The following is a 15,155-nucleotide window of genomic DNA, read 5'->3' as shown; positions in this document are numbered from 1 at the left end:
CTTTATGGCGCGTCCTGCCCCCGAAACCATCAAGACCATGGCGGACCTGCGGGTTTGCATCGACGAGATCGACAGCGCCGTAGTGGAGCTTTTGGCCGAGCGTGAGCGCTATACGGACCGCGCCCCGGATCTGAAGGCGCGTGAAGGTATCGCTGCGCGGGCCCCTAGGCGGATTGAGGCGGTGCTGGACAATGTGCGTGGCAAAGCCCTGTCGCAGGGGTTGGACCCGGAATTGGCCGAGGCCATGTGGCGGATCATGATCGAGGCTGTGATTGCACGCGAAGAGCGGGTGATCGGCAAAGAAGGAATAGATGGATGAGTGCAACGATCATTGATGGCAAGGCCTTCGCAGCCACGGTCCGGGAAAAGGTGGCGGTACATGTGTCCCGCCTGAAGGAACAGAACGGCATCACGCCGGGGTTGGCCGTGGTGCTGGTCGGCGAGGATCCGGCCTCGCAGGTGTATGTCCGGTCCAAGGGCAAGATGACCGTTGAGGTCGGCATGAACTCTTATGAGCACAAGCTGGACATCGACACATCCGAGGCGGATCTGCTGACGCTGATCGACACGCTGAACAAGGACCCGGCGGTGCATGGCATTCTGGTGCAGTTGCCGCTGCCGAAGCATTTGGATGAGGATCTGGTGATCAATGCTATCGATCCCGCCAAAGATGTGGACGGCTTCCACATTTCCAACGTGGGTCTGTTGGGGACCGGGCAGAAGTCGATGGTGCCCTGCACGCCTCTGGGGTGCCTGATGATGCTGCGGGATCATCACGGGAGCCTGTCGGGCATGGATGCGGTGGTGATCGGGCGGTCCAACATCGTGGGCAAGCCGATGGCGCAGCTTTTGCTCGGCGATAGCTGTACCGTGACGATCGCTCATTCGCGGACAAAAGACCTGCCCGAAGTGGTGCGTCGTGCGGATATTGTGGTCGCTGCCGTGGGGCGGCCAGAGATGGTGCCGGGCGATTGGATCAAGCCGGGGGCGACGGTGATCGATGTGGGCATCAACCGCATTGATGCGCCCGAGAAAGGTGAGGGAAAGACCCGGCTGGTGGGGGATGCCCATTATGAAAGCTGCGCTGAGGTGGCCGGGGCGATCACACCTGTGCCGGGCGGAGTGGGGCCCATGACAATTGCCTGCCTTCTGGCCAATACGGTGACGGCCTGCTGTCGGGCCAATGGGTTGGAAGAGCCTGAAGGATTGACCGCCTGATCAGGGTGTCCACGCGTGGACAGGTTTTGGCCTGTGTAAAATCAATGGGTTACAGAGGCGTTTTTACGTTTGGGTAACGTTTGAGCGCCTCTGGATGGCACCCACCCGGCGCTCAGACCAACAGATCGTCGCCAACAAGGGAGGCGCCGAATTCGGCCTTGGGCCGCAGGCGAAACGGGGTGTCCGTGCCTGTGGCCGCCAAGAGTCTGTCACAGCGAAACGTGCGTGGCTCTTGCCGCAGATGGTCAAACGCGACGACGTACCAAACCGGGTACTTCAGCAAGAGATAATGCGGGTCGATGCTGCGCCGGGATGTCTGGCCATCCTCGCGCCGATAGGTGATGTCCAGCCTCTCTTGATCGACAAAAGCGCGGTGCAGCGTCTGGACAACCCGTGCGGGCGGCGATGCGACGCTGGCCTGAACGTAGGTCGAGGCGGTGACGCCGATCAGGATGCGGGAGTTCAGCCGGTTCACCCGGTTGCGTTTCTCAGGTGAAAATGAGGCAACCAACTGCCGCCTGACCGATCCGAGGTTCGCCAGAAACATCGGAGAGTTCATCCGCTCGGCCACCGCGATGCTGATCAGCAGGTCGACCGCCTCTGAATAGGACAGGTTCATCCGACCGACGCCCCAGTTGCTGTCCAGCCGCACGCCGCCGCCGCGCCCGCGATCAGCGTCTATCAACATGCCCTGATCCCGCATCAGCGACAGATCGCGTGCAATGGTGCGGGCGCTGACACCGAACTGCGCCGCCAGATCCGAGATCGTGCAATGCGCCTCTTGCTGTAGCTGAACGGCCAGCAATTCCATCCGTCGCAGCCTGCCGTTCGCGTTGGTTCGTGCCATGCAAGAAATAGGACATAAACTGTCATATATTTCAATATCAGGATGACGTCCTGCCACCTGTTCCAAGCCAACCGTCAGGGGGGCCGATCGAAACGGCAGGACATCGGCGCAACGGAGATTTGAATATGAAGATGAACTATAGTGTTGTCGGCACCAACGACATGGCCGCTGCCAAGACATTCTATGACGGCCTGTTCGCGCCGTTGGGCGTCAGCGGTTTTTCCCCCACGGACAGAATGACCTACTGGCTGGTCGAGGATTTTGCGTTTGCCACGGCGATCCCATTTGACGAACAACCCGCGACCCACGGCAACGGAACGATGGTTGGCTTTTGTGTCGGAGACGCTGATGACGTGAAAAGGTTTCATGCGCTCGCCATTGATCTGGGCGGCACCTGTGAGGGCGCGCCGGGCCAGCGTGGGCCACGGTTTTCTGCCTATGTGCGGGATCTTGACGGCAACAAGCTGTGTTTTTCTGACTAACAGTTGTATTTATCGGTCTTAGAAATACGGACGCCAGAGAGATTATAGTAAGCACCGCCGACCCATGATTCTATTTGGTGTTCTTTGCGAAATAGACACCAAAGTCGCATGGACCTTGGTCGGATTGGTGTATTCCAGACTCCAATTAAAGTCTCCCGGGCCAGTCAGGTGCCAATCAGGCATGAGGACTGCCGTTTGTCTTGGGAGGGACGCAACATGAATATCATCACAGCACTCGCAATTTCTATCGGAGCTCTTGCCGCCGTAGCGACCTATCTTTGCCTTGGTACAACCTTTGGACTGCAAGTTTGGGCGCTCTTTATTGGCTGGGGCAGTTTCTATCACTCGGGTGGCGGAACGGATGGGTTGACGAAATCCGCTATCAACCATGTCTGGGGCGTTGCCGTCGCCGCAGTTACGCTGTTTGTTGTTGGAACAGTTGGAGGCACAACTGTTGTTACCTCAATCATTATTGGGATTTCTGTTGTTGTGCTGGTTCTTGGCGCACATTCGACCATGCTCAACACTATTCCTGCTGGCGTTTACGGCTATGCATCGACGGCGGCCTTTAGCCTCTTGTCCGGGGTTGCGATTGGCGATGTGGCCGCAATGGGAAATGCGGCCTCTATTGTTCTGATTTCGCTGATCCTTGGGAATATATTCGGCTTCGTATCGGAAAAAATTGCCGGTGCGATGTCGACCAAGACTGCCTGAATTGCCGGGCCCCGGTCTTTGGTCGGGGCCCATCCGGAATTGGCAGGTAATTTCGATTGTCCGGATGCCAATTCATTTTTCACGAACACATCCCTATCAGACTGTTTCCGGTGCGGCGCGAAACGAAAAGCTGTTTTTCAGACCGCTTGAGAATGCAGTTGCCAGGATGCCGTGTGCCGCGCGGGTTTGCCCATGGATGCCCGCCTGCTGGCCTTTCGCGGATCGGCACGGCATGTTGCGCGTCAAAAGGGGAGGAGTTTGACCATGCGTATTCTGTTTACCGGGGGCTCGGGCAAGGCGGGGCGGCATGTGGTGGCCTATCTGCTGGAGCAGGGGCACCGGGTGCTGAACGTGGACCGGGTGCCGCTGGATCTGCCGGGCGTCGACAACCGCATCGCGGATATCACCGACGCGGGCCAGATGTATGATGTGATGAGCAGCCTAGCGGGTCTTGATGAGTTGGAGCCGGGCACAGGCGTGCCGACATTCGACGCGGTTGTGCATTTCGCCGCCGTGCCGCGCATCCTGATCACCACGGACAATGAATGTTATCGGGTGAACACGATGGGCACCTATAACGTGATCGACGCGGCGGTGAAATTTGGCGTGAAGAAGGTGATCTTTGCCTCGTCCGAGACGACCTATGCCGTCTGTTTCGCGGATGGTGAGCGCAAGCCGGACTATCTGCCGATTGACGAGGAGCACCCGACGGTGCCCGAGGACAGCTATGCCATGTCCAAGGTCTGTAACGAGGTGACGGCGCGGTCTTTTCAGGCGCGGACGGGGTTCGATATCTACGGGCTGCGGATCAACAACGTGATCGAGCCGCATGAATACGCTCAGAACTTTCCGGCCTATATGGATGATCCGGACCTGCGGAGGCGCAATATCTTTGCCTATATCGACGCGCGCGATCTGGGGCAGATGGTGGAGTGTTGCCTGCAGACAGACGGGTTGGGCTATGAGGTGTTCAACGTCTCGAACGACGATCATTCGGTGGCGTTGAGTTCTGCCGAGCTGATCGAGCGGTATTATCAGGGCGTCCCGGTGAAGGGCGAGATTGGCGAGACCGAGACGTTCTTTTCCAATGCCAAGGCCAAGCGGATGCTGGGCTATCAACCACAGCATAGCTGGCGCGACGTGCTGGGCTAGGGGCGTTGGGCGGGAACGCGGACCATCGTCCCGGTCAGCCGGGCGATGTGGCGTTCCTTGCCCTGATCCTCGGCGTAGACATCGGCCTGTGTGACCAGCATCCGCTTGCCCGGTTTGATGACTGACCCGCGCGCGATCAGGCGCTGGCCGCTGCCCGGCGCAAGGTAGTGGATCGCCATTTCCGAGGTGACAACCTCGCTGTCGGCATCCAGCAGGGTCAGGGCGGAATAGCCCGCTGCGCTGTCGCCGATGGTAAAGGCCAGCCCGCCGTGGGCAAGGCCCTGTTGTTGGGACACCTGCGGCCCGATCGGTACGGCGATCTCAACCGCGCCGGGGGCGACGTGCAGCAGTGTTGCGCCGAGGGTGACAAGCATCCCCTGCCGGTCAAAGCTGTCCCTGATGCGGGTTTCCATATCGGTCATGCGCCCAGCGTTGCCCATCTTGCGGGTCGTATGCAAGCGGCTCTTGCATTGACGTAGTGGCATACCAATATCCCACAGCACCCAGACAGGAAGCCGCCTGATTGTTGCGACGCCGTCCGGGTGTCAGGTACAGTCGGAGACGTGATTATGTATATCCTTGAAGGCGCTGTGGTGATTGTCGCAGCGGTGGCCCTGTATGTTTGGGCACGCGCCCTGCACCATCGTGAAACGGCCCCGAACTGGGCACGGCGACAGGTCTTTGCAAGCGCCGTCGGGCTGGTTCTGGTGTGTGTTGCCCCGGCGGGTGTGGGCCTGTTGACCTATGGTCTGGGGCAACCGATGACGCGGACATCCTGGATCGGCGTGGCGGGGTTGGCGGTGGCGCCCGCCGTCCTGTGGCGCGGCACCCGCAGCTAGGTTTGACGCGGATTGCGGCCGGTCGTAGCCCTGCGAGGCATCGGAATGGCGACGGGGCGCGGGCCGGTCAGGATGGCCTGCGCGCCGGGGTCCATAAGCGCGCAGAGCACCGGGCTGTCGCAGTACAGCCCGCCCGTGAACGCGCCATAGGCGGGCAGGATCAGGCGGTTCGCGTCCAGCAGGAAACAGGGCCGGGTCAAGCTGCGCCCACGCGCGGCAAGGCGCGCCTTGGGGTGGTAGTGGCCCGAGATTTCGGCGGTGCCGTCCGGCGTGGCGATGTGGCGAAAGGTCAGCGGGCCGTCGCGATGTTCGGCCCGGTGTGCACCATCCAACGTGACGGGCGCGGGGTCATGGTTGCCCGCGATCCATGTCCAGTCGCGCCCCGCCTGTAGTCGCGCGATCCAGAGCAGATCGTCCTCTGGCAGATGGGCGTCGATGCCCGGCGCATCAAAGCTGTCGCCAAGGCAAATCACGCGGGTTGCCCCGGTGGCGGCCAGATCCCCGTCCAGCCGTTGCAGGGTCTCGCGCGTTTCATAGGGCGGCAGTTGCGCGCCACCCACCGCCGACAGTCGTGCGGATTTCCCCAGATGCAGGTCTGACACCACCAGAAGGCCGGTTTCTGGCCAATGCAACGCCCCCGAAGGCAGGGCGATGAGGGATGCGCCGTGGAAGGTGAAGGTGTGGGTGTTCATGGCTTGTTCCTGCCACGCCCTCTGACGGGCCGCAAGAGGCTGTGGCGGGGTCAGTCGTTTCGCGGTGCGAAGAGAGACAGGACAGCGGTCAGCAAGATGGTCAAGGCGCAAGTCGCGGCGCCGCCACCTAGCCATCCCAGCAACAGCGCCCATTTCAGGTCAATGCCCGAGACCCACAACGCGATCGTCAGAGTGCTGAAACACAGAGCGCTGAGCGCCACGATGGTGAGGATGCTCATGGTGCAGGGAGAGTCTGCGTGGCTCGGTTTGACAAGGGGACCAGACATGGCGTTCACTTTCTGGGTTTCAGGCGGTGCCGATGAATGCGGTCCATATCGAGGATCAGTGTGGACCGGGTGGACTAGCGACGTTTCTAACCAAAAACGGCTTTTGATCTCCGGTCACGGACGGATGATCCCCGGTCCAATGGCATAGGAATTTGTCCAATCGGGTAGGTGCGTTGTGAGGCTCGCAGCCTACCACGGCACGCGCCATGCGGGTTTGGTTTCGACCTGCGCCAGACCGCTTTCATTCAGCAGGCGGGTGACCTCCTCTTCCATCAGCCGTTCGTCCGCCGAGCCACTCACCGGCACGCGCCCCGCCTCAAGGAACAGCGGCGCGGCAAGCGGGGTGACGCGGCTGAGACGCAGATGGTCGATGCGGTCGCCGACGCGCTCGCTCATTTCGCGGATGCGGGCAAAGTCCACCAGCCCGCGCATCGCCTCTTCGCGGGTGATCTGCATAAGCAGGTGATCGGGGTCGTATTTCAGCAGCGTGTCGTAGAGGATGTCCGACGACATGGTGGCCTGCCGCCCGGTCTTGCGCTGGCCGCCCACCTGCCGTTCGATCAGCCCCGCGATGGTGGCACTGGCGCGAAAGGTGCGTTTCATCACGGCGTTGCCCGCCAGCCAGCCATCGAGGCCGTTTTCCAACGCCTCCAGATCGAACAGCGGCGCGGGGTCCGTGACCGCGTCCAGCCCCCAGATCAGCGTGGCGTAATCGGTGGCGACAAAGCCCATCGGCGCAAGCCCCATCTCCTCCATCCGCTTGGTCAGGAGGAGGCCCAGCGTCTGCTGCGCGTTGCGGCCGGCAAAGCCGTAGACCACCAGTTGCTGGCGTCCGTCGTGCGGAAAGCTTTCGATCAGCAGGCGGCCCGGTTCCGGCAGGCGCGAGACCTGTCGTTGCAGGCGCAGCCACTGGGCCGTGTGGGGCGGCAAGTTCGGCCAGTCGTCCTGCTGAAACAGGCGCAGGATGCGGTCAGAGAGTTGCGTGGAGGTGGAAAACTTGGTGCCCATGAAGGTGGCGATCTTGGGCTTGCGGCCGGGGTCGCGTGACACCTCGACCACCAGTTCGCGCAGCCCTTCGTAACGGACGATCTGGCCGCCGATCAGGAAGGTATCGCCCTTGGTGAGGCTGGCGGCAAAGCCCTCTTCGACCTCTCCCAGCGGCTTGCCGCCGCGCCCGCGCCATTTCACCTTGAGCGTGTCGGTGTCCTGAATCGTGCCGATGTTCTGGCGGATGCGGACGGCGGACCGGGGATCGCGCAATTGCCAGAGACCGTCGGGGCGCTGTTGCAGGCGTTTCCACTGGTCGTAGGCGCGCAGGGCGTAGCCGCCGGTGGCGCAGAAATCGAGGCAGGCGTCGAATTGCGCGCGGGTCAGCCCGGCATAGGGGCCTGCGCCCTGCATTTCCGTGAAAAGGTCATCGGCGTCGAAGGGGCCAGAGGCGGCGGCGATCAGGATATGCTGACAGAGCACGTCGCGGGGGCCGGGGCCGCGTGGCTCGCCATCCAGATCGTGTGCCTTGACCGCCTCCAGCGCGGCCAGACACTCGACCACCTCAAACCGGTTGGCGGGGACAAGGATCGCCTTGGACGGCGCGTTGTAGCGGTGGTTGGCGCGGCCGATGCGCTGCACCAGCCGTTTGACGTTCTTCGGCGCGCCGACCTGGATCACAAGGTCCACGTCGCCCCAGTCAATGCCAAGGTCCAGCGACCCGGTGCAGACGATGGCGCGCAGGTGGCCAGCGACCATGGCCTGTTCGACCTTTTCCCGCTGGCCCCGGTCGAGCGAGCCGTGGTGGATGCCGATGGGCAGCGAGTCCTCGTTGGCGAGCCACAGGTTGTTGAAGTAGATTTCCGCCTGCGCGCGGGTGTTGTGAAAGATCAGCGTGGTGCGGTGCTGTTTGACCTGTTCCAGCACGGCGGGGATGGAGTACTTTGCCCCGCCACCGGCCCAGGGGGGTGCCTCATCGGTGATCAGCATGGAAATGTCGGGATCGGGGCCGGGGTCTGCTTGCAGGATGTCACAGGGTTGAACGCCGTGGGCCAGTAGGTGGGCGATGGCCTCTGGGTCTTCGACGGTGGCCGACAGACCGACGCGGCGCAGGTCGGGGCGGAGCGTTTGCAGCCGCGCGAGCGCCAGCATCAGCTGGTCGCCGCGTTTGGATTCGGCCAGCGCGTGGATTTCATCGACCACCACCCGTTGCAGGCCCGCGAACATGCGCGGCGCGTCCTCGTATGAGGTGAGCAGGGCTAGGCTTTCGGGGGTGGTCAGCAGGATATGCGGCGGGTCGGCGCGCTGGCGTTTCTTGCGGCTGGCGGGGGTGTCGCCCGTGCGGTCCTCGACACGGATCGGAAGGTTTGCTTCTTCGATCGGGATGAGCAGGTTGCGCCGGATGTCGGCGGCCAGCGCCTTGAGCGGCGAGATATAGAGGGTGTGCAGGCCGGGGCGCGGGTCTTCGGCCAGTTCGGACAGGGTGGGCAGGAACCCGGCCAGCGTCTTGCCCCCGCCGGTGGGCGCGATCAGCATCAGGCAGGGGGCATCGGCGCGGTCCAGCATGGCGCGTTGGTGCGGGTGGACCTGCCAGCCGCGCGCGTGGAACCAGTGCTGCAGAGCGTCGGGGAGCCTTGTCATAGCCGAGACGTAACCCGGCAGCAGCAAAAGCAAAACAGGACATCGCGGGGAAGGGGTTTTGGCGCTTTTCTTCCGGGTTTGGATGCGGTGAACTCGCGCCGGGAGGACCGATATGCTGACAGGTATCCGCATCGTGGAATTTGAGGCGCTGATGCGGTCGATGGGACCACAGCGCGACATCGGGGCAGTCATGCCGGTGGGCGACCCGCCGCGCCACGGGGAGGACGGCGCGGTGATTTTGAAGGAATTGACGGAAAGGGGGCTTCTGTGAGCCAAAGTGAGACATTTGCCGAGCTGTTAGAGGCGCGGTTTTCATGCCGGGGGTTTCTGCCGGAGCCGGTCCCGCGTGAGGTGATCGACACGGCGTTGCAGGACGCGCAGAAGGTGCCAAGCTGGTGCAATTCGCAGCCTTGGCAGGTGATCGCGCTGTCGCAGGGGGAGACGGCGGAGTTTGCCCACGCGCTCTATGACCACGTGGCCAGCGCCGCACACCAGAGCGACATCCCGTTTCCGGCCCGCTATGAGGGCGTTTACAAGGACCGGCGCAGCATTTGCGGCTGGCAGTTGTATGATGCGGTGGGCGTGCAAAAGGGCGACCGCGCGGCGTCGGGCCAGCAGATGCGCGAGAACTTTCGTCTGTTCGGCGCGCCCAATTTCCTGCTGATTACCACCCCCAAGGTGCTGGGCACCTACGGTGTGCTGGATTGCGGGGCCTATGTGACGGGCGTCTTGCTGGCGTTGCAGGCGCGGGGCGTGGCCAGTTGTGCGATGGCGTCGGTTGCCGGGTTTGCGCCGTTTGTGCGCGACCGCTACGGCATCGCCGAGGATCGCGACCTGCTGTGCGGGATCGCGCTGGGCTACGGCGATCCCGACCACCCGGCCAACCAGTTCAGGACAGACCGCGCGCCGCTGGATGAGGTGGTGGACTGGCGCTAGGTGTCTAGGCCTCTTCCAGCCGGTCCGTGGCAGGGGGCGGCGTGGGGCTGAGCGCCGACAGGCGGGCATAAAGCGCGTCGTCCATCGCACAGGTCATTCCGGCGAGTGAGGGCGCAAGCTGTTCGGCGGTGCGGGCGGACAGGATCGGGGCCGGGCCTGCGGGATGGGCGGCGACCCATGCCACCGCCAGTGTGGCCGGGTCTGTGCCCAACTCGCGCGCCAGATCCGCCAGCGCCTGTGCGGTGGCATGCATTTCGGGGCGGCCATAGCGGCTGGCATAGCGCGAGTCCTCAGTCAGGCGTCCGGTGCCGCCGCCTGCGTATTTGCCGGTCAACAGCCCGCCGCCCAGCGGCGAGTAGGGCACCGGCAAGATACCCTCTGAGGCGCACATGGGCAGGATTTCGACCTCGGCCTGCCGTTTCACGAGGTTGTACATCGGTTGGATCACGTCGATGCGGGTGCCGAAGGTGGCGGCGACGGCCTGCGCCTTCATCACCTGCCAAGCAGCATAGTTGGACACGCCGACATAGCGGATCTTGCCGTCCGATTGCAGTGCGGCCAGCGTCTCGAACGTATCTTCGAGCGGGGTGTCGCCGTCCCAGCGGTGCATGTAATAGAGGTCGATCACCTCCATGTTCAGGCGGCTGCGGCTTTCGTCCAGCGAGGCAAGGATGTTGTCGCGGCTGGCGCCGCCGGTGAATTTGGCCTTGCTGGCGATGAACAGGTTGTCACGCTCGGCGGCGGCGAAACGGCCCAGCATCTGTTCCGACTGGCCGTCTGTGTAGACATAGGCCGTGTCGAAATGGCGGATACTTGCGGTGCGGCAGGCATCGAACATGGCGCGGCTGTCGGTTTCCGAGGCGCGGCCACCGAATTGCATGCAGCCAAAGGCGAAGGGCGCGGGCGTGTCGCCCGAAATCGTTGTCAGGGTCATGGGCGGACCCTGCCACGGGACGCGCGGCGGGAAAAGCGGATTTGTCCTGTCATCGTGCGCGCGCCCAACACGACTTTGGTCGGGCATCTGGCACGCGGCTGTTACTCGACAGATGCGCGGGTGCCTGCCATGCTGGCCAAGAAAGGAACCCTGCAAATGCGTCCCTTTTCCAACATGGCCGGTGCGGTCTGTCTGGCGGCCTCCCTTGGCTCCCCCGCCGCAACGGGTGCCGGGGAAAGCTGTACCGAAGATGCGATGATCGTCTTTGACGGCTCTGGCAGCATGGCCGAGATTGGGTACAACGCCATCGGCGTGCCACGCATTTCAGAGGCGCGCGATGCCATGCGGCGGGCGATCCCCGCAATCGCAACGGTGCGGCGTCTGGGTCTGGTGATCTACGGACCCTCCGGGGACCGCACCTGCGCGAACACCGATCTGCGCTTTGCCCCGCAATGGGAGGCGGGACCGCGCATTCTGGCGGATGTTGACGCGCTGCGGCCCGCTGGGGGCACCTCATTGACCGAAAGCGTGCGGCGGGCCGCGGAAACGCTGGATTATACTAGGCAATCGGGCACCGTCGTGCTGGTGACGGACGGCAAGGAAACCTGCGGCGGCGCGCCTTGCCTTCTGGCCGCCGAGATTGCCGCCATCGCGCCGGGGCTGACGGTGCATGTCATCGGTTTCAAGGTGCGCAGTGATCATTTCGACTGGGCCAAACCGGATGATCCGGCGGGCACCACGGTGGCACGCTGTCTGGCGGACCGCACCGGCGGGCACTATGTGAGCGCGGAAACCGTGGACCAGCTGATTGGCGCGCTGCGTACGACGCTGGCCTGCAACGTGCTGGGGGCGCTGCCGACGCCAGAACGACCAAGGCTGCAGTAGCGGGCGGATTGCGTGGTGCGCGCGAGGGGGCCGTTGGCGGCGAAGCCTCTGCAATACATATACATTTTCATTGGTTCTGTGCCCTTCTCTTGCCTAAGGTCAGGGCATCACGACCAAAAGGAATTTTTTACATGACGATTGGACGACTGTTATTGGCGTTGTGCGTCGCCGCGGGGCCCGCCGTTTCAGGCGAAATTCAGGAGCTGGGCGGCTTCGACGCGGAATGCACCTACAAGTTCACCGGGCAGGTGGCCCCGGGTGACACCCGCAAGATTGCCGCGCTGAACACCTACGGATCGGCGGGGGCATCGCTGTGTTTGGACAGTCCCGGAGGGTCGCTGCCCGAAGGTATCAAGATGTTCAACGAGATCTGGAACAGCCAGATGCATACGCGGGTGGTCGCGGGGGACACATGCGAATCCGCCTGTGCCATCGCCTGGTTGGGCGGTGGTGTCCAAGAGGGCACTTTGGCGATCCGCTTTGCCTCGCGCAGCATCGAACCGGGTGGCGTTCTGGGATTTCACGCGCCCCGCCTCGACCTGCCAGTCGGGACGACCTATCCGGCGGAAGACGTGGAGAAAGCTTTTCGCATCGCGCTGAAATCGGCGGAGGATTATTTCAGGATCAAGCAAACGACCGACGACAGTGTCGATGCTTTGAATGATTTCCTCTATGCCCGCATTCTGGAAACGCCGGGCGACAGCATGTTCCGCATCCAATCCTTGGCCGAGGCATTGATGGCAAATGTCGAGGTGACTGCGGTCAAGGCGCCGGAAACGCTGCGCAAGGCGAACCTGATTTACCTTTGTGAAAATGCCTTTCTGGTGGATCGCGGTGTTGACGTTTCGCTGCCGGATGCGGCTGCGCATTTGCAACGATTGCGCGATACCGCAGAAGCGGGGGAGCGTGTCGGCTATATCAACGAAAAGTATTGGGCCGTGCGCATGGATCATTTCCGTCGGAACACCAACCTTTGTATCCTGCGTGACAGCAGCCTTGGCCATTTTCTGAAGTCGACCAAACGCTACAACGCAGACACAACCTATCCCAATGGGCGGCCTTATTTTCCAACGGTCGAGGTGAGCTTTGCGGCGGTGAATATCCAGACGAACGCCCCGTCCGAGAAGGTCTGGCAAGCATTGAAAGAGCTGGATGGGGAGAATGGACTGGGTATCAGAGGTGTTTCGTTGCCGCATTATGCGGTCTTTGACGGGCTGACATCCTTGGTCGATCTTCCGCGCCACTGACCTTCTCTGATCCGTGTGCAGGTCTTCTTGTCCATTGCGATGCGTGGCTTGGGCGGTCGGATGCCGGTCCACTGGATACCGGAACAGGAATAGCAAAAGGCCCCGCGTGATGCGGGGCCTTTGTGGTTTCGCAACGAAGATCCTGCTTATTGCGGGATGTCGCCGGTGATGCCTTCGACGTAGAAATCCATGCCCAGCAGGGTGCTGTCATCGGCCACTTCGCCCTCGGCCAGCCAGACCGACCCGTCGGCCTTGTTCAGCGGGCCGGTGAAGGGGTGGTAGTCGCCCGCCGCGATAGCGTCCTTGAGCGCCAGCGCCTCTGCCTTGACCTCTGCCGGAACGGCGTCGGAAATCTCGCCGATGCCGACCATGCCCGGACCGATGCCGTCCCAGGTCTCCTTGGTTTCCCATGTGCCGTCCATGACCGCCTGAACGCGGTCGATGTAGTAGGGGGCCCAGTTATCGATGATCGACGAGACGCGCGGCATGGGGGCATAGTCGCCCATGTCAGAGGCCTGACCAAAGGTGATGACGTTGCCCGCCGCTTGGGCGGCGGCCTGCGGTGCGGTCGAGTCGGTGTGCTGCAGGATCACGTCAGCGCCGTTTTCGATCAGCGCACGGGCGGCGTCTGCCTCTTTGGCCGGGTCGAACCAGGTGAAGGCCCAGATGACCGAGAATTCCACATCCGGGTTCACCTTCTTGGCGTGGATGTAGGCAGAGTTGATGCCGCGAATGACCTCGGGGATCGGGTAGGAGGCGATATAGCCGATTTTATTGGTCTTGGTCATCGACCCGGCGATATGGCCCTGAATGGCGCGGCCTTCGTAAAAGCGGGCCGAATAGACAGAGACGTTGTCGGCGGTCTTGTAGCCGGTGGCGTGCTCGAACTTTACGTTCGGGAATTTCGCAGCCACGGACACGGTGGGGTCCATGTAGCCGAACGAGGTGGTAAAGATGATGTCGGCGCCGGACAGCGCCATCTGGGTGATTGCGCGCTCAGAGTCGGCACCCTCGGGCACGCTTTCCTGATAGATCGTCTTTACCTTGTCGCCAAAGGCCTCTTCGACGGCAAGGCGGCCCTTGTCGTGCTCATAGGTCCAGCCGCCGTCGCCGATCGGGCCGACATAGATGAAACCTGCGGTGACGTCCTGTGCGGCGGCAGCGGTGCCAAAGCCAAGGGTCAGCGCGAGGGCTGCGGTAGAGAGGAGGGTTCTTCTGTTCATGGTGTTTTCCCCTGTTGGAGTGGTTTTTAAGAGTGACTGTTGGCCTCAGGATGAGGCGTGGAATGGTCGGCCCAGCGAAGCGGGTGCGCCATGTGCGCCAAGGGCCGAGATGATCACCAAAACGATGATCGTGACAAGATAGGGCGAGGCCGACAAGAGCGCGACAGGCACATCGGCCCCGGCAGCTTGCAGGTTCAGTTGCAGCACGGTGACGCCCCCAAAGAGATAGGCACCAATGGCCACGCGACCCGCGCGCCAACTGGCGAAGACCACGATGGCCAGTGCGATCCAGCCCGCGCCTGCGGTCATGCCCTCGGTCCATTGCGGCACGCGGACAAGGCTGAGGTAGGCACCGCCAAGGCCCGCGCAGGCCCCACCGAACAGGATGGCCAACAGGCGGATGCGCACGACCTTGTAGCCCAACGCATGGGCGCTGTCGTGGCTTTCGCCCACCGCGCGCAGGATCAGCCCGGCGCGGGTGTATTTCAGAAAGGCCCAGACGCAGGCGACCAGCACAAGGCTGAGGTAGACCATCAGGTCATGGCTGAACAGCATCCGACCCAGCACCGGGATGTCCGAAAGAACGGGGATGTCCAGCTTGGGCAATGTGGGGGATTTGATCCCCTCATAGGGTTTGCCGATCAGGCTGGACATGCCAAGGCCCACCAGCGTCAGGCCAAGGCCGGTGGCGACCTGATTGGACAGCAGAAACTGGGTCAGCACGCCAAAGGCCAGCGACAGCAGGGCAGAGGCGACGGCAGCGGCCAGAAACCCGGCGGCGGGTGAGGTCGAGTTGACCGCAACGGCAAAGCCGACCACCGCGCCGGTGATCATCATGCCCTCAACCCCGAGGTTCAGGACGCCGGATTTTTCCACCACCATCTCACCTATGGCGGCGAGCAGGATCGGTGTCGCCGAAACCATGATGGAGGCGATCAGGAGGATGGGATTGATTGAGCTCAGGTCCATGCGGGGTGTCCCGTGTCTGCCGGGGAACGGGGGCGCTGCCCCCCTGCGCCTGCGGCGCATTCCCCCCGGGATATTTTTGGACAGAAGAAACGGCGGGTGTGG

18 protein-coding genes are annotated in these 15,155 nt (G+C 62.7%); 10 read left to right on the top strand and 8 right to left on the bottom strand.

Translation table 11 applies throughout. The features are described from left to right. Positions 1-4 precede the first annotated feature (4 nt). Both ANTHELSMS3_RS01310 and folD read left to right on the top strand, forming a co-directional pair. Positions 5-319, top strand: a complete 315-nt coding sequence (locus ANTHELSMS3_RS01310; protein WP_254694817.1) for a chorismate mutase — start codon at positions 5-7, stop codon at positions 317-319. Further along, complete coding sequence (gene folD, locus ANTHELSMS3_RS01305) at positions 316-1,218, top strand: bifunctional methylenetetrahydrofolate dehydrogenase/methenyltetrahydrofolate cyclohydrolase FolD (RefSeq protein ID WP_094033302.1); 903 nt, start codon at positions 316-318, stop codon at positions 1,216-1,218. The genes ANTHELSMS3_RS01310 and folD overlap by 4 nt, the downstream gene beginning before the upstream one ends. A gap of 112 nt (positions 1,219-1,330) precedes the next feature. On the opposite strand, the gene ANTHELSMS3_RS01300 is transcribed toward folD, so the two are convergent. Further along, on the bottom strand, positions 1,331-2,029 hold the full coding sequence (locus tag ANTHELSMS3_RS01300; protein ID WP_094033301.1) for a helix-turn-helix transcriptional regulator: 699 nt from the start codon (positions 2,027-2,029) through the stop codon (positions 1,331-1,333). A 161-nt stretch (positions 2,030-2,190) separates the two neighbouring features. On the opposite strand from ANTHELSMS3_RS01300, the gene ANTHELSMS3_RS01295 reads away from it, so the two are divergent. From ANTHELSMS3_RS01295 to ANTHELSMS3_RS01285, 3 genes are all read left to right on the top strand, one after another. Beyond that, a complete protein-coding gene (locus tag ANTHELSMS3_RS01295; RefSeq protein ID WP_094033300.1) occupies positions 2,191-2,547 on the top strand; it encodes a VOC family protein in 357 nt (118 codons plus the stop codon). Positions 2,548-2,763: 216 nt separating this feature from the next. Continuing rightward, positions 2,764-3,261, top strand: coding sequence for a DUF1097 domain-containing protein (locus ANTHELSMS3_RS01290; RefSeq protein ID WP_157733375.1), 498 nt, complete (start codon positions 2,764-2,766; stop codon positions 3,259-3,261). Between the two features lie 264 nt (positions 3,262-3,525). Then, positions 3,526-4,413, top strand: coding sequence for an NAD-dependent epimerase/dehydratase family protein (locus ANTHELSMS3_RS01285; RefSeq protein ID WP_094036848.1), 888 nt, complete (start codon positions 3,526-3,528; stop codon positions 4,411-4,413). Here the strand turns inward: ANTHELSMS3_RS01285 and ANTHELSMS3_RS01280 are convergent. Next, positions 4,410-4,898, bottom strand: coding sequence for a PaaI family thioesterase (locus ANTHELSMS3_RS01280; RefSeq protein ID WP_368074428.1), 489 nt, complete (start codon positions 4,896-4,898; stop codon positions 4,410-4,412). The genes ANTHELSMS3_RS01285 and ANTHELSMS3_RS01280 overlap by 4 nt on opposite strands. Before the next feature lie 84 nt (positions 4,899-4,982). Here ANTHELSMS3_RS01280 and ANTHELSMS3_RS01275 point away from each other — a divergent pair, with 84 nt between their 5' ends. Continuing rightward, positions 4,983-5,252 carry a hypothetical protein gene (locus ANTHELSMS3_RS01275; RefSeq protein WP_094033298.1) on the top strand — a complete coding sequence of 90 codons (270 nt, stop codon included), beginning with the start codon at positions 4,983-4,985 and terminating at the stop codon, positions 5,250-5,252. On the opposite strand, the gene pdeM is transcribed toward ANTHELSMS3_RS01275, so the two are convergent. The 3 genes from pdeM to ANTHELSMS3_RS01260 form a co-directional block, all read right to left on the bottom strand. Continuing rightward, positions 5,249-5,944, bottom strand: a complete 696-nt coding sequence (gene pdeM, locus ANTHELSMS3_RS01270; protein ID WP_094033297.1) for a ligase-associated DNA damage response endonuclease PdeM — start codon at positions 5,942-5,944, stop codon at positions 5,249-5,251. The genes ANTHELSMS3_RS01275 and pdeM overlap by 4 nt on opposite strands. Positions 5,945-5,994: 50 nt before the next feature. Next, entirely contained in the window at positions 5,995-6,231 is a 237-nt protein-coding gene (locus ANTHELSMS3_RS01265; protein ID WP_157733374.1) for a hypothetical protein, read from the bottom strand. 189 nt (positions 6,232-6,420) lie between these two features. Continuing rightward, a complete protein-coding gene (locus ANTHELSMS3_RS01260; protein WP_094033295.1) occupies positions 6,421-8,859 on the bottom strand; it encodes a ligase-associated DNA damage response DEXH box helicase in 2,439 nt (812 codons plus the stop codon). Between the two features lie 112 nt (positions 8,860-8,971). On the opposite strand from ANTHELSMS3_RS01260, the gene ANTHELSMS3_RS25390 reads away from it, so the two are divergent. Together ANTHELSMS3_RS25390 and ANTHELSMS3_RS01255 are read left to right on the top strand one after the other, a co-directional pair. After that, positions 8,972-9,130 carry a hypothetical protein gene (locus ANTHELSMS3_RS25390; protein WP_157733373.1) on the top strand — a complete coding sequence of 53 codons (159 nt, stop codon included), beginning with the start codon at positions 8,972-8,974 and terminating at the stop codon, positions 9,128-9,130. After that, positions 9,127-9,795: a nitroreductase gene (locus tag ANTHELSMS3_RS01255; RefSeq protein ID WP_094033294.1), complete on the top strand. Its 669-nt coding sequence runs from the start codon at positions 9,127-9,129 to the stop codon at positions 9,793-9,795. The genes ANTHELSMS3_RS25390 and ANTHELSMS3_RS01255 overlap by 4 nt, the downstream gene beginning before the upstream one ends. Positions 9,796-9,799: 4 nt before the next feature. Here ANTHELSMS3_RS01255 and ANTHELSMS3_RS01250 read toward each other — a convergent pair whose 3' ends face one another. Beyond that, positions 9,800-10,729 (bottom strand): aldo/keto reductase, encoded by a 930-nt coding sequence (locus ANTHELSMS3_RS01250; protein WP_094033293.1) that lies wholly within the window; start codon positions 10,727-10,729, stop codon positions 9,800-9,802. 129 nt (positions 10,730-10,858) lie between these two features. On the opposite strand from ANTHELSMS3_RS01250, the gene ANTHELSMS3_RS01245 reads away from it, so the two are divergent. Both ANTHELSMS3_RS01245 and ANTHELSMS3_RS01240 read left to right on the top strand, forming a co-directional pair. Then, positions 10,859-11,614, top strand: a complete 756-nt coding sequence (locus tag ANTHELSMS3_RS01245; RefSeq protein ID WP_254694816.1) for a vWA domain-containing protein — start codon at positions 10,859-10,861, stop codon at positions 11,612-11,614. A 131-nt stretch (positions 11,615-11,745) separates the two neighbouring features. Next, a complete protein-coding gene (locus tag ANTHELSMS3_RS01240) occupies positions 11,746-12,861 on the top strand; it encodes a hypothetical protein (protein ID WP_094033292.1) in 1,116 nt (371 codons plus the stop codon). 146 nt (positions 12,862-13,007) lie between these two features. Here ANTHELSMS3_RS01240 and ANTHELSMS3_RS01235 read toward each other — a convergent pair whose 3' ends face one another. Both ANTHELSMS3_RS01235 and ANTHELSMS3_RS01230 read right to left on the bottom strand, forming a co-directional pair. Then, on the bottom strand, positions 13,008-14,084 hold the full coding sequence (locus ANTHELSMS3_RS01235) for a BMP family ABC transporter substrate-binding protein (RefSeq protein ID WP_094033291.1): 1,077 nt from the start codon (positions 14,082-14,084) through the stop codon (positions 13,008-13,010). A 45-nt stretch (positions 14,085-14,129) separates the two neighbouring features. Further along, positions 14,130-15,053, bottom strand: a complete 924-nt coding sequence (locus ANTHELSMS3_RS01230; protein WP_198319862.1) for an ABC transporter permease — start codon at positions 15,051-15,053, stop codon at positions 14,130-14,132. Positions 15,054-15,155 lie beyond the last annotated feature (102 nt).

It is taken from the genome of Antarctobacter heliothermus (assembly GCF_002237555.1).
In the GTDB taxonomy this organism is placed as follows: domain Bacteria; phylum Pseudomonadota; class Alphaproteobacteria; order Rhodobacterales; family Rhodobacteraceae; genus Antarctobacter; species Antarctobacter heliothermus_B.
The sequence above is the reverse complement of the archived record's forward strand: the minus strand, read 5'-3'. Positions and strand labels throughout refer to the sequence as shown.

Bases quoted from the DNA above. Each gene is read 5' to 3' on its own strand.
- ANTHELSMS3_RS01250 (WP_094033293.1), bottom strand. From the start codon at position 10,729: ATGACCCTGACAACGATTTCGGGCGACACGCCCGCGCCCTTCGCCTTT.
- pdeM (WP_094033297.1), bottom strand. From the start codon at position 5,944: ATGAACACCCACACCTTCACCTTCCACGGCGCATCCCTCATCGCCCTG.
- ANTHELSMS3_RS01290 (WP_157733375.1), top strand. From the start codon at position 2,764: ATGAATATCATCACAGCACTCGCAATTTCTATCGGAGCTCTTGCCGCC.
- ANTHELSMS3_RS01280 (WP_368074428.1), bottom strand. From the start codon at position 4,898: ATGCCACTACGTCAATGCAAGAGCCGCTTGCATACGACCCGCAAGATG.
- ANTHELSMS3_RS01240 (WP_094033292.1), top strand. From the start codon at position 11,746: ATGACGATTGGACGACTGTTATTGGCGTTGTGCGTCGCCGCGGGGCCC.
- ANTHELSMS3_RS01275 (WP_094033298.1), top strand. From the start codon at position 4,983: ATGTATATCCTTGAAGGCGCTGTGGTGATTGTCGCAGCGGTGGCCCTG.
- ANTHELSMS3_RS01265 (WP_157733374.1), bottom strand. From the start codon at position 6,231: ATGTCTGGTCCCCTTGTCAAACCGAGCCACGCAGACTCTCCCTGCACC.
- ANTHELSMS3_RS01230 (WP_198319862.1), bottom strand. From the start codon at position 15,053: ATGGACCTGAGCTCAATCAATCCCATCCTCCTGATCGCCTCCATCATG.
- ANTHELSMS3_RS25390 (WP_157733373.1), top strand. From the start codon at position 8,972: ATGCTGACAGGTATCCGCATCGTGGAATTTGAGGCGCTGATGCGGTCG.
- ANTHELSMS3_RS01245 (WP_254694816.1), top strand. From the start codon at position 10,859: ATGCTGGCCAAGAAAGGAACCCTGCAAATGCGTCCCTTTTCCAACATG.
- ANTHELSMS3_RS01310 (WP_254694817.1), top strand. From the start codon at position 5: ATGGCGCGTCCTGCCCCCGAAACCATCAAGACCATGGCGGACCTGCGG.
- ANTHELSMS3_RS01300 (WP_094033301.1), bottom strand. From the start codon at position 2,029: ATGGAATTGCTGGCCGTTCAGCTACAGCAAGAGGCGCATTGCACGATC.
- ANTHELSMS3_RS01285 (WP_094036848.1), top strand. From the start codon at position 3,526: ATGCGTATTCTGTTTACCGGGGGCTCGGGCAAGGCGGGGCGGCATGTG.
- folD (WP_094033302.1), top strand. From the start codon at position 316: ATGAGTGCAACGATCATTGATGGCAAGGCCTTCGCAGCCACGGTCCGG.
- ANTHELSMS3_RS01260 (WP_094033295.1), bottom strand. From the start codon at position 8,859: ATGACAAGGCTCCCCGACGCTCTGCAGCACTGGTTCCACGCGCGCGGC.
- ANTHELSMS3_RS01295 (WP_094033300.1), top strand. From the start codon at position 2,191: ATGAAGATGAACTATAGTGTTGTCGGCACCAACGACATGGCCGCTGCC.
- ANTHELSMS3_RS01235 (WP_094033291.1), bottom strand. From the start codon at position 14,084: ATGAACAGAAGAACCCTCCTCTCTACCGCAGCCCTCGCGCTGACCCTT.